Raw genomic sequence first — 13,000 nt, 5'->3', positions numbered from 1 at the left:
CCCGGTGGCACACAGCACCACTCCTCCACGTGACACCACTGAGCGCGGCGGCGCGTCGGACACCGCCGCGCCGTCCGACGCCGGGGTCTCCAGGGCCGAGCGGAAGACCCTGCGTAAGGCCCTGAGGAAGACCTCGAAGACGACTTCGACGAAGGCCTCGACGAAGGCCTCGAACGGCGGCACCTTCAGGGTCCGCCTCAGGCGGGACCGCACGCTGGTCCTGATGACCCTGCCGGCCGTCCTGCTGGTCCTGGTCTTCAACTACATACCGATCCTCGGCAACGTCGTCGCCTTCCAGGAGTACGACCCCTACGTCAGCGACAACGGCTTCGTCGCCATCTTCCACAGCCCCTGGGTCGGCTTCGAGCAGTTCTCCCGGCTGTTCGAGGACTCGGCGTTCTGGGACGCCATGCGGAACACCCTCGTCCTGTTCGGGCTGCAACTGCTGCTCTTCTTCCCCGTCCCGATCCTGCTCGCGCTGCTCATCAACAGTGTGATCAGGCCCCGGGTGCGGGCGGTGTCGCAGGCGATCCTGTATCTGCCGCACTTCTTCTCCTGGGTGCTGGTCATCACCGTCTTCCAGCAGATCTTCGGCGGCGCCGGCATCATCGCGCAGACCCTGCGGCAGCACGGCTACGAGGGCTTCGACCTCATGACGGACCCCGGGATCTTCAAGTTCCTGGTGACGGCGGAAGGCGTGTGGAAGGACGCGGGCTGGGGCGTCATCGTCTTCCTCGCCGCGCTGGCCTCCGTCAGCCCGGACCTGTACGAGGCCTCCGCGATGGACGGTGCCGGACGGTGGCGCCGCATGTGGCACGTCACGCTGCCCGCCCTGCGCCCGGTGATCGCCCTGCTCCTGGTGCTGCGCGTCGGTGACGCGCTCACGGTCGGCTTCGAGCAGATCCTGCTGCAGCGGGACGCGGTGGGACCGGGCGCGGCGGAGGTCCTCGACACCTATGTGTGGTGGAACGGCGTCCGCAACCAGGACTTCAGTTACGCGGCGGCGGCCGGCCTGATCAAGGGCGTGGTCAGTCTCGGGCTCGTCCTCGCCGCGAACAAGGTCGCCCATCTCATGGGCGAGCAGGGGGTGTACAAGAAGTGAGTGTCGTGACCGAGGGCGCCGTGACCGAGCAACGGCCGAAGGCGGCGGGACCGAAGCCTCCCGGCCGCTGGGCGGCCCCGCCGAGGCCCGTCTGGGAGGAGGAGCCGCGCAGGGCCGGGCTCGCGGGGAAGGGCATCGCCCTGACCCTCGCCTGCCTGGGCGTCCTGTTCCCGCTGTGGATCGTCGTCGTCACCAGCCTCTCCACGAAGCAGACCATCAGCGAGGCCGGCGGTCTGGTGCTGATCCCGAGGGACCTCACCTTCATCGCCTACCAGGAGCTGCTGAGCGGCGGTCAGGTCACCCGCGCCACCGTCGTCAGCCTGGGTGTCACCCTCGTCGGCACGCTGTTCTCGATGACGGTGTCGGTCCTCTCCGCGTACGGGCTCTCGCGCATCGGGTCGCTCGGGCACCGCTGGTTCCTGATGATCCTGCTCGCGACGATGTTCTTCGGCGCCGGACTGATCCCCACATATCTGCTGGTGCAGTCGCTGGGCCTCACGGACACGTATCTCGCGCTGATCCTGCCGAGCGCGATCAGCGTCTTCAACATCCTGGTGCTGCGCGCGTTCTTCATGGGCATCTCGTCGGAGCTGACCGACAGCGCGCGGATCGACGGGGCGGGGGACTGGCGGATCCTCTGGCAGATCGTGATGCCGCTCTCCCGGGCCGTCATCGCGGTGATCACGCTCTTCTACGCCGTCGGGTACTGGAGCGCGTGGTTCAACGCGTCGATCTACCTGAGCGACCAGGACATGATGCCGCTGCAGAACGTCATGATCCAGCTCGTGCAGAAGCAGGAGCCTCCGGTGGGGCTGGGCCAGGCGATCAAGGCGGGGGAGTTGTCCGCGCTCGCCGTGCAGATGGCGGTCATGGTGCTGGCGTTGCTGCCCGTCGCGTTTCTCTCGCCGTTCGTCCAGAAGCACTTCAAGAAGGGGATGCTCACGGGGGCCGTCAAGGGCTGACGGGTCGGCCCCTCGGCCCCCAGCCCCTCCGCCCCCCCCGGCCCCTCGGCCCGTCAGGGCGTCCGTCGTGGCCGGACGCGCGGTTCCCGCGCCCCTTCGGGGGCGCCCCCCTCGGAGCCTCCCTCTCATTCGATCGAGGTATGTCATGCGCGCGACCAGCCAAGGCCGGCGGCCCGCCCTCGCCGATGCCGCCCGCGGCCGGGTTCTCTTCGGCGGGGACTACAACCCCGAGCAGTGGCCCGAGAAGACCTGGCACGAGGACGTACGCCTCATGCGGGAGGCGGGCGTCAACTCCGTCACGCTCGGCGTCTTCTCCTGGGCGAGGATCGAACCGCGGCCGGGGGTAAGGGAGTTCGGCTGGCTGGACCGGATCATGGACCTCCTGCACGAGAACGGCATCGGGGTCGTCCTCGCCACCCCCACCTCCTCACCCCCGCCCTGGCTCGGCCGGCTCCACCCCGACACACTGCCCCGCGACGCGGACGGCCGCACCGAGTGGTGGGGCGGCCGACAGCACTTCTCGCACTCCAGCGCCACCTACCGCCGCTGTGCCGCCGCCATCACGGAGGACCTGGCCGCCCGCTACGGCAGCCACCCCGCCCTCACGATGTGGCACATCAACAACGAGTACTGCACCTACGACTGGGGCGACGAGGCGGCCGTCACCTTCCGCCGCTGGCTCCGGGACAGATACGGCACGCTCGACGCGCTCAACACGGCCTGGGGCACGGCCTTCTGGAGTCAGGGGTACGGCGACTGGGAGGAGATCCTGCCACCGCGCCACGCCCACTACCTGAACAACCCCACCCAGGTCCTCGACTTCAAGCGCTACACGTCCGACATGCTCCTGGAGTGTTACGTCGCCGAGCGCGACATCGTCCGCCGGTACTCACCCGACCTCCCGGTGACCACCAACTTCATGCCGATGTGGGCGGGGCAGGACGCCTGGCGCTGGGCCGAGGAGGAGGACGTCGTCTCCGTCGACCTCTATCCGGATCCGCGCGACCCCTTCGGCGCGCAGGAGGGCGCGCTCGTCCAGGACATGACGCGTTCCCAGGCCCGCGGGCCGTGGATGCTGATGGAACAGGCGGCGGGCCCGGTGAACTGGCGTGGCGTCAACCACCCCAAGCCGCGCGGCCTGAACAGGCTCTGGTCCCTCCAGGCCGTCGCCCGGGGCGCCGACGCCGTCTGCTACTTCCAGTGGCGGCAGTCCAGGCAGGGCGCGGAGAAGTTCCACTCGGGCATGGTCGGCCACGCGGGTGAGCGGGGCCGCACCCACCAGGAGGTCAAACGGCTCGGTGCCGAACTCGCCCGCATCGGCGCTGAGGTGACAGGGCGCCACTCCGCCTCCCAGGTCGCGATCCTTCACGAGTGGAACGCCTGGTGGGCGGGGGCGCAGGATGGCCGCCCCTCCCGCGAGGTCGACCACGCACAGGTCGTGCGGGCCTGGCACCGCGCGCTGTGGGAGGCCCACATCACCACGGACTTCGCGCACCCCGAGCACGACCTGTCCGCGTACCGGCTCGTTGTCGTGCCGCAGCTCTACCTCCTCACCGACACGGCGATCGACAACCTCGTCACGTACGTACGAGGCGGAGGCACCCTCGTCTGCGGCTTCCTGACCGGGATCGCGGACGAGGACGACCGGGTGCGGCCGGGCGGCATGGACGAGCGCCTGCGAGCACTCCTCGGTATCCGCACCCTGCACGAGTGGTGGCCGCTCGACCCCGGCGAGCACGCCGAGTGCGACGGCTTCCGGGGCACGCTGTGGTCGGAGGAGATCGAGCCGGAGACCGAGGCCGAGGACGTCGTCACGCACTCCCTCTACAAGGGCGGCGAACTCGACGGACTGCCCGCCGTGCTCCGCAGGGGGCGGGCCTGGTACGTCTCCACGCTGCCCGGACCCGACGCGCTGCGGACGCTGCTGGAGGGCGTGGCCGCAGGTGCGGGGGTACGGCCGGTGCTCGAAGGGCTGCCCGCACAGGTGGAGGCCGTACGCCGGGGTGACCTGCTCTTCGTCCTCAACCACGGGAGCGACCCGGTCACGGTGGAGGTACCGGGGGAGTACCGGGACCTGCTCGGCGAGCGACAGGTCACGGGCTCCCTCGAACTGGGCCGGTACGGAGTGGCGGTGCTGTCCCCATGAGCACCGGTACGGAGAACGCGTCCTCGCCGTCCGGCACCTGGGAGCCGGCACCGGCCGCGCGCTGGGAGGACGCCTTCCTGAGCGGCAACGGCCGCCACGGCACGCTTGTGTTCGGTGATCCGAACGACGACCGGGTGATCGTCACCCATCACACCCTCGTCCGGCCCAACGGCGGCGAACACGCCCGCCCTCCGGAACTGGCGGCCGAACTGCCGGCACTGCAGGACCGGTTGCTCGCGGGAGACCTGACGGCGGCCGAGGAGTTCACGGACGGGCGCCCCCTGCAGTGGGCGCAGCCCTTCCACCCGGCCTTCCAGGTGCGGCTGCGGCGGCCGTCCGACGGGGAGCGTGACTACCGCCGTACGGTCGACTTCACCACCGGGGTCGCCGAAGCGCACTGCGCGGGCTGGCGCAGCCGCGTCTTCGTCTCCCGCGCCGACGACGTGATCGTCCAGTACGTGACCTCGCCGGGACCCGCCCTGGACATCACGCTGGACCACCGGCTCCCCGGCGCCCCCGACGGGCTGGGCGTCAGCGACGGAGCGGTCCTCACCTCCGAGGGAGCCGTGCTCACGCTGAGCGCCCGCTACCCCGGCAGCGACCGCGCGTACACCGGGGTGACGCTGGCCGTGGTCACCGGCGGCCGTACGACGCTGACCGCGCCCGGTCTGCGCGTGGCCGACGCCGAGTCGGTCCTGCTGCTGACCCGGGTGGAGCGGCACGGCGGTGAACTCGACACCGTGGCGCGGGCACAGGCCCTGCGCGCGCTGCTGCCGGACAGCGGCGACCCGTACCGCGGCGATCCGTACGGCGGCCTCCTGGAGCGGCACCTGCGCCTCCATCGCACGGCCTTCACCCGCGTCTCGCTCACTCTCGAAGCCGACGACACCGAACGCGCCCTCCCCGGCTCCGAGCTGATCGAGCGGCCCGGCAGCCCGGCCCTCCTCGAACGCCTCTTCGCGGCCGGCCGCTACCACCTGCTGTCCGCGAGCGGCATGCTCCCGCCGAGGCTCACCGGCCTGTGGACCGGCGACTGGGACACGGCCTGGTCCGGTGCCTTCACCACGGACGCCAACCTCAACCTGCAGACCGCCTCGGCCGTCGCGGGCGCCCTGCCCGAGGTCGTCGACGCCCACGCCGCCCTCGTCCACGGGCAGTTGCCGCACTGGCGGGAGAACGCCCGAGCCGTCTTCGGCGCCCGGGGCGTCGTCGCCCCGCCCCACACGGACGGCGAGTCCGGCCATACGTACCACTTCAGCCGCGAGTACCCCCTGCACCTGTGGACGGCGGGCGCCGACTGGCTGCTCAAGCCGCTCGTCGACCACGACGAGACCCGCGGGGAACGCGACCCCCGGCTGGCCGTCGCGCTCGCCGAAGTCGCCCTGTTCTACGAGGACTTCCTCACCCGCACCGACGAGCACGGGCACCTCGTCGTCGTCCCCTCCTACTCGCCCGAGAACCGTCCGGCGAACGCGGACGCGAGCTGGGGCGCGGTCAACGCCGCCATGGACCTCTCCGCGGCCCGGCACGCCCTGCTGACGGCGGCCGCGTACCATCCCGGTCCCGAGGCCGACCGCTGGCGCGCGCTGGCCGAGCGGCTGCCCCATCACCGCGTCAACGACGACGGGGCGCTGGCCGAATGGGCCTGGCCCGGCCTCGACGACACGTACGACCACCGGCACCTCAGCCATCTGTACGGCGTCTGGCCCCTCGACGAGATCAACCCCTACGACACCCCCGCGCTCGCGGCAGCCGCGCACCGGGCGCTCGAACTCCGGGGCGCCGAGAACGACTCCGCGCACGGGCATCTGCACCACGCCCTCGTCGCGGCCCGGCTGCGGGACGCCGAGCGGGTCGCGCACGCGCTCGGCCAGGTGCTGGCGGGCGACTTCTTCCACGCCTCCCTCATGAGCGCGCACTACCCCCACGGGGACGTCTACAACGCGGACGCCGCCCACACCCTGCCCGCGCTGGTCATCGAGACGCTGATCCAGTCGACCCCCGACCGGCTGGTCCTCCTGCCCGCACTGCCCGCGGCCTTCCCGGCGGGCGCACTGCGGGGCGTACGGACCAGGTTCGGCGCCGAGGTCGACCTCGACTGGAGTCCGCGGGAAGTCCGGGCGGTGCTGCGGCCCACCCGCACCCACCGCATCGACCTCAGAACTCCCTCCGGAGCGCGACAGCTCGACCTGCGCGCCGGAGAGGACCGCGTCCTCACCCTGGGGCCGCGGCGGACGTACAGCGCAGCCGACCCCCACATCCCCCCACCCATGGAAGGGACACCATGGCAACACGCACACGGAACGTGAAGTCGCACAGGAACAGGATCACCAAGGCGCTGCTGGCGCCCGCGCTCGCTCTCGGAGTGACCGTCGGGCTCGCCTCCGCCCCCGTCTCCGCCGCGGTCTGGAACTCCTGCGACCAGTGGGGCAACACCACCCTGAACGGCTACACGCTCTACAACAACATCTGGGGCTCCGGCGCCGGCAGCCAGTGCATCTGGGCCAACTCCGGCACCAACTGGGGAGTCTGGGCCAACCACCCGAACACCGGCGGCATCAAGTCGTACCCCAACTCCAAGAAGGTGATCAACAAGACGATCACCTCGCTGGGCTCGCTCTCCAGCAGCTACAACGTCACCGTCCCGGCGGCCGGCGCGTACAACACCTCGTACGACATCTGGGACACCGACTACGACTACGAGATCATGCTCTGGGTCAACTACAACGGAGCCGTCGGCCCGCTCGGCGCCTCGCAGGGCAACGTCACCCTCGGCGGCCACACCTGGTCCGTCTACAAGGGCAGCAACGGGGCCAACGAGGTCTTCTCGTTCCTGCGCACCTCGGACTCGAACTCGGGCACCGTCAGCATCCTGCCGATCCTCAAGTGGATCAAGGACACCAAGGGCTGGATGGGCAACGAGACCATCGGTGACGTCCAGTTCGGCTTCGAGGTCACGTCCTCGTCCGGCGGCCTGGACTTCGTCACCAACAACCTGACGGTCAGCAGCAGCTGACCGTCAGGGACGGCGCGCGGCTACTCCGTCACGGGCAGCCGCGCGCCGTCGCGCAGGAACAGCGGGATGCGGTCCAGCGGGGCGTCGACGGTCACGGCCGCGCCGCCCGGGTACTCCTCACCGGTCCACGCGTCCGTCCAGCGCGCGCCCGCCGGGAGATACGCCGTACGGACCGTCGCGCCCGCCGTGAGCACCGGCGCGACCAGCAGGTCCCGGCCGAAGAGGTACGCGTCGTCCACCGACCAGGCCGCCTGGTCCTCGGGGAACTCCAGGAACAGCGGCCGCATCACCGGCAGCCCCTCCTCGTGGGCCTCCCGCATGACCTCCAGCACGTACGGCTTCAGGCGCTCGCGCAGGTGGAGGTACTTCTCCAGGATGGGGCGGGCCTGTTCGCCGTACGACCACACCTCGTTCGGGCCGCCGGTCATCTCCGGGCCGAGCGGGGTGCCCGGGTCGCGGAAGCCGTGCAGGCGCATCAGCGGGGACAGCGCGCCGAACTGGAACCAGCGGATCATCACCTCGCGGTACGCAGGGTCGTCCGGGTCGCCGCCGTGGAAGCCGCCGATGTCGGTGTTCCACCAGGGGATGCCGGACAGGGAGGTGTTGAGGCCCGCCGCGATCTGGCGGCGCAGCGTCGCGAAGTCCGTGCCGATGTCACCGGACCACAGGGCCGCCCCGTAGCGCTGACTGCCCGCCCACGCCGAGCGGTTGAGTGTGACGACCTCGCTCTCGCCGGCCGCCAGCATGCCCTCGTGGAAGGCGCGGGAGTTCTCCCGCGGATACATGTTGCCCACTTCGAGGCCGGGGCCCGCCCAGTAGCGCAGGTTCTCCTGGAAGCCCGGCTTCAGCTCGGGCTCGCAGGCGTCCAGCCAGAAGGACGTGATCCCGTACGGCTCCAGGTAGTTGTCCTTGATCTTCGACCACAGGAACTCCCGCGCCTCGGGGTTCGTCGCGTCGTAGAAGGCGACCTGGACCGTGGAGGCGACCTCCTTGTCCGGCCAGTCGGCGTGCGCCATCGGCCCGTACTGGGTGCCGACGAACCAGCCGCGCTGCTCCATGAGCCGGTGGTTCTCGGAGAGCGGTGAGACGGACGGCCAGACGGACACGACGAGCTTGATGCCCAGCTCCGCCAGCTCCCGCTGCATCCCCGCCGGGTCCGGCCACTCCGCCGGGTCGAACTTCCAGTCGCCCAGGTGCGTCCAGTGGAAGAAGTCGCAGACGATGACGTCGATGGGCAGCCCGCGCCGCTTGTACTCCCGTGCCACGCCGAGGAGTTCGTCCTGGGTGCGGTAGCGCAGCTTGCACTGCCAGAAGCCCGCCGCCCACGCGGGCAGCATCGGGGTGCGGCCGGTCACCGCGCTGTACCGGCGCTGCGCGTCCGCCGGATCGCCCGCCGTGATCCAGTAGTCGATCTGCCGGGCCGAGTCGGACACCCAGCGCGTGCCGTTGCCCGCCAGCTCGACGCGGCCGATCGCCGGGCTGTTCCACAGGAGGGTGTAGCCGCGGCTGGACGTGAGCACCGGGATGGTCACCTCGGCGTTGCGCTGCACCAGGTCGAGGACGGCGCCCTTCTGGTCGAACAGCCCGTGCTGGTGCTGCCCCAGCCCGTACAGCTTCTCGCCCTCGTACGCGGCGAAGCGCTGCTCCAGGCGGTGGTAGCCGTTGCCCACGGGTGTGTAGAGGCGCGGGCCCGGCCACCAGAAGTGGGCGCGCTCCTCGGCGAGGAGTTCGGTGCCGTCCTCGGTGCGGACGAAACGGATCAGCCCCTCGGCGTCGACCTCGACCGTCAGCGCGCCGACGGTCAGCAGACCCCGGCCGCCCTCGATCTTGACGGTGGCCCCGGTGGCGGGCGGCTCGTCGAGGACGGCGGCGGGCAGCCCCTCCAGGATCGGGCCGCCGAGCCTTGCCCGGACGCGTACGGCGTCGGGGCCCCACGGCTCGACGCGTACGGTCTCCTGCCGCCCGCTCCACTCCAGCGCGCCGTCGCGTTCACGGAACGTGCCGACGGTGGGGGAGGACTGGGCGAGACTCGCGGACCCCGAGCCGGACTGTCCCGGGTGCCCGGACCGCTCCGGCTGGTTCTCGGCATGCTGCTTCATACGGGGTGCTCCTGAAGGGAGGAGGGGTGGCAAGACCCGGTTGCGCGGCTCCGGAGGACCAGGTCGGGTGGGGGTGGGGCGGGGTCAGGAAGCGGTCGGGGCCGGGCCCGTACTCGCCCGGACCGTCAACTCGGGCGCGATGAGCACGACGTCGTCCTTGCCGTGCCCCTCCAGCTTGGCGATCAGTTGCTCCACCGCGTTACGGCCCATCTCCTGCGCGGGGATGGCGACCGAGGTCAGCCGCACCGAGGCCTGGACGGCGACCTGGTCCGGGCAGATCGCGATCACCGAGACGTCCTCGGGCACGGCCCGGCCCTGCCGGCGCAGCAGCGCGAGCAGCGGCTCGACCGCGGACTCGTTCTGCACGACGAACCCCGTGGTGCCGGGGCGCTCGTCGAAGACCCGGGCCAGGGTCAGGGACATCGCGTCGAAGCCGCCCTCGCACGGCCGGTGCAGCACCCGCAGACCCAGCTCGCGCGAGCGGGACCTCAGCCCGTCGAGCGTGCGCTCGGCGAACCCCGTGTGCCGCTCGTACACCGCGGGCGCCTCACCGATGACAGCGATGTCACGGTGTCCGAGCATCGCGAGATGCTCGGCGCACAGCGCGCCCGTCGCGCCGAAGTCGAGGTCCACGCAGGTCAGGCCGTTGGTGTCGGCGGGCAGACCGATGAGGACGGACGGCTGCTCGGTGCCGCGCAGCAGCGGCAGCCGTTCGTCGTCCAGCTCGACGTCCATGAGGATCATCGCGTCGGCGAGACCGCTCCCGGTGATCCGGCGTACGGCGTCGGGGCCCTCCTCGCCGGTGAGCAGCAGCACGTCGTACCCGTGGGAACGCGCCGAGGTCGTCACCGCGATGGCGATCTCCATCATCACGGGTACGTACATGTCCGTGCGGAGCGGGATCATCAGAGCGATGATGTTGGACCGGCTGCTTGCCAGCGCCCGGGCTCCCGCGTTGGGGTGGTAGCCGAGCACCTGGATGCTCTCCTCGACCCGCCGGCGGGTGACCGCGGAGATGGACCGCTTGCCGCTGAGGACGTAGCTCACCGTGCTCGCCGAGACTCCGGCGTGCTGGGCGACCTCGGCGAGGGTGACCATCCAGCTCTCCAAGCGTTGTGAGAAGGCACCGTGTGAAGCGCTTCGACAGTGTGTGCCGCAGACGCGGGTGGGTGAGGGTGGGTTGACAGTAGCCTGATGGCGGGCGGGGTGTCCATAGGTTGTCGAAGCGCTTCGACTCCGTCGGGGTGTGGGGGGCGCACCGGGGTGGGGGACGGGGCGCGTCGGCGGGTGCAGGTGTGTGAGGGCTGGGCGCGCCGTTCCCCGCGCCCCTGTCGGGCGGCCCTGCGGGCCTGCCCTCCCCACCTGCCGTGTGCGCCGAATGGTGCGCGAGGACTGGTGAGCGGGGTCGTTATCAGGTACATACGATCGAGTAGCACCGGTGAGTAACGTAACCGGACCAAGATCCCTATTCGCGGCGAGGTGAGCCTCTTGTCCGCAACACCCCACCAGCCCGCTGTCTCCGAACGTGAGGCCCGTCAGGTCGCCGAGGCCGCGCGGGAGCAGGACTGGCGCAAACCCAGCTTCGCCAAGGAGCTGTTCCTCGGCCGCTTCCGGCTCGACCTGATCCACCCCCACCCGTTGCCCCCGGACGAGGACGCCCAGCGCGGTGAGCAGTTCCTCGCCAAGCTGCGCGACTTCTGCGAGACCAGGGTCGACTCCGCGCGCATCGAGCGGGAGGCACGCATCCCGGACGAGGTGATCAACGGGCTCAAGGAGCTCGGCGCCCTCGGGATGAAGATCGACACGAAGTACGGCGGCCTCGGCCTGACGCAGGTCTACTACAACAAGGCGCTCGCCCTGGTCGGCTCCGCGAACCCGGCGCTGGGTGCGCTGCTCTCCGCGCACCAGTCGATCGGCGTACCGCAGCCGCTGAAGATCTTCGGCACCCAGGAGCAGAAGGACGCCTTCCTGCCGCGCCTGGCCCGTACCGACATCTCCGCCTTCCTGCTCACCGAGCCGGACGTGGGCTCCGACCCGGCCCGGCTCGCGACCAGCGCGGTGCCTGATGGGGACGACTACGTCCTCGACGGGGTGAAGCTCTGGACGACCAACGGCGTGGTCGCCGACCTGCTCGTCGTGATGGCGCGCGTGCCGAAGTCCGAGGGGCACAAGGGCGGCATCACCGCGTTCGTCGTGGAGGCGGCCTCCGAGGGCGTCACCGTCGAGAACCGCAACGCGTTCATGGGCCTGCGCGGCCTGGAGAACGGCGTCACGCGCTTCCACCAGGTGCGGGTGCCCGCCGCGAACCGCATCGGCGCGGAGGGCGCCGGGCTCAAGATCGCCCTGACCACCCTCAACACCGGACGCCTCTCGCTGCCCGCGATGTGCGTCGGTGCCGGCAAGTGGTGTCTGAAGATCGCCCGTGAGTGGTCGTCCGTGCGCGAGCAGTGGGGCAAGCCGGTCGCCCACCACGAGGCCGTGGGCGCGAAGATCTCCTTCATCGCGGCGACCACGTTCGCCCTGGAGGCCGTCCTCGACCTGTCGTCCCAGATGGCCGACGAGGACCGCAACGACATCCGCATCGAGGCCGCCCTCGCCAAGCTGTTCGGCTCCGAGATGGCCTGGCTGATGGCCGACGAACTGGTCCAGATCCGCGGCGGCCGCGGCTTCGAGACCGCCGACTCGCTCGCCGCCCGCGGCGAACGGGCCGTCCCCGCCGAGCAGGTGCTGCGCGATCTGCGCATCAACCGCATCTTCGAGGGCTCGACGGAGATCATGCACCTGCTGATCGCCCGCGAGGCCGTCGACGCCCACCTCTCCGTCGCCGGCGACCTCATCGACCCCGACAAGTCCCTGGCCGACAAGGCGAAGGCGGGCGCGAACGCCGGGGTCTTCTACGCCAAGTGGTTCCCCAAACTGGTCGCGGGCCCGGGGCAACTCCCGCGCGCATACAGCGACTTCCACCCGGCCGGACACGTCGACCTCTCCGGCCACCTCCGGTACGTGGAGCGCTCGGCCCGCAAGCTCGCCCGGTCCACCTTCTACGCCATGTCCCGCTGGCAGGGCCGGATGGAGACCAAGCAGGGCTTCCTCGCCCGGATCGTCGACATCGGCGCCGAACTGTTCGCGATGAGCGCCGTCTGCGTCCGCGCCGAACTCCTGCGCACCACCGAGGCCCACGGCCGCGAGGCCTACCAACTGGCCGACGCCTTCTGCGGCCAGTCCCGCATCCGGGTGGAGGAACTCTTCGGCCGTCTGTGGTCCAACACCGACGACGTCGACCACAAGGTCGTCAAGGGCGTCCTCGGCGGCGCCTACACCTGGCTGGAGGACGGGATCGTCGACCCGTCCGGCGACGGCCCCTGGATCGCCGACGCGACCCCCGGAGCGTCCCGGAAGGAGAATGTCCACCGCCCCATCAGCTGACCTTTTCCCCAGGAACGCACTGCTGTCCCCGTCGTCGTTCTGCTGCTTGCCGCACAGAATTTCGGCGTCAACAATGAGCGGACCGGCGAGCGGGGGCAGCGGCCCTTGAGGGGCGCGGGGAACGGCGCAATCTTTTCGCTTTTCAGGGGCGCGGGGACCGCGCGACCAGCCCCCACCGGCCGGCACCCGAAGAACCAGCAGCACTCTTCCGGATCAGTGCATGCGTCACGTGCATCAGATACATCCGTG

Annotated in this window: 8 protein-coding genes; 6 read left to right on the top strand and 2 right to left on the bottom strand. The window is 70.7% G+C overall.

Annotated features, from left to right (window positions below; translation table 11 throughout):
* Window positions 1-4 precede the first annotated feature (4 nt).
* The 5 genes from IE278_RS24225 (at window position 5) to IE278_RS24205 (ending at window position 7,226) form a co-directional block, all read left to right on the top strand.
* On the top strand, window positions 5-1,102 hold the full coding sequence (locus IE278_RS24225) for an ABC transporter permease (protein ID WP_246570561.1): 1,098 nt from the start codon (window positions 5-7) through the stop codon (window positions 1,100-1,102).
* A gap of 5 nt (window positions 1,103-1,107) precedes the next feature.
* A complete protein-coding gene (locus tag IE278_RS24220; protein ID WP_373312070.1) occupies window positions 1,108-2,064 on the top strand; it encodes a carbohydrate ABC transporter permease in 957 nt (318 codons plus the stop codon).
* 145 nt (window positions 2,065-2,209) lie between these two features.
* Window positions 2,210-4,210, top strand: a complete 2,001-nt coding sequence (locus IE278_RS24215; RefSeq protein ID WP_189775370.1) for a beta-galactosidase — start codon at window positions 2,210-2,212, stop codon at window positions 4,208-4,210.
* Window positions 4,207-6,519: a glycosyl hydrolase family 95 catalytic domain-containing protein gene (locus IE278_RS24210; protein ID WP_189775369.1), complete on the top strand. Its 2,313-nt coding sequence runs from the start codon at window positions 4,207-4,209 to the stop codon at window positions 6,517-6,519. Before IE278_RS24215 ends, IE278_RS24210 begins: the two co-directional genes overlap by 4 nt.
* Window positions 6,495-7,226, top strand: a complete 732-nt coding sequence (locus IE278_RS24205) for a glycoside hydrolase family 12 protein (protein WP_189775368.1) — start codon at window positions 6,495-6,497, stop codon at window positions 7,224-7,226. Before IE278_RS24210 ends, IE278_RS24205 begins: the two co-directional genes overlap by 25 nt.
* Before the next feature lie 20 nt (window positions 7,227-7,246).
* Here IE278_RS24205 and IE278_RS24200 read toward each other — a convergent pair whose 3' ends face one another.
* Window positions 7,247-9,325: a glycoside hydrolase family 31 protein gene (locus IE278_RS24200; protein WP_189775367.1), complete on the bottom strand. Its 2,079-nt coding sequence runs from the start codon at window positions 9,323-9,325 to the stop codon at window positions 7,247-7,249.
* An 84-nt stretch (window positions 9,326-9,409) separates the two neighbouring features.
* On the bottom strand, window positions 9,410-10,423 hold the full coding sequence (locus IE278_RS24195) for a LacI family DNA-binding transcriptional regulator (RefSeq protein ID WP_189775468.1): 1,014 nt from the start codon (window positions 10,421-10,423) through the stop codon (window positions 9,410-9,412).
* Between the two features lie 381 nt (window positions 10,424-10,804).
* Here IE278_RS24195 and IE278_RS24190 point away from each other — a divergent pair, with 381 nt between their 5' ends.
* A complete protein-coding gene (locus IE278_RS24190; RefSeq protein ID WP_189775366.1) occupies window positions 10,805-12,751 on the top strand; it encodes an acyl-CoA dehydrogenase family protein in 1,947 nt (648 codons plus the stop codon).
* The last annotated feature ends 249 nt before the right edge of the window (window positions 12,752-13,000 follow it).

Origin of the sequence: Streptomyces tauricus (assembly GCF_014650955.1) — a bacterium.
GTDB lineage: Bacteria > Actinomycetota > Actinomycetes > Streptomycetales > Streptomycetaceae > Streptomyces > Streptomyces tauricus.
Note: the sequence above shows the minus strand (reverse complement) of the source record. Positions and strands in the feature narration are given on the sequence as shown.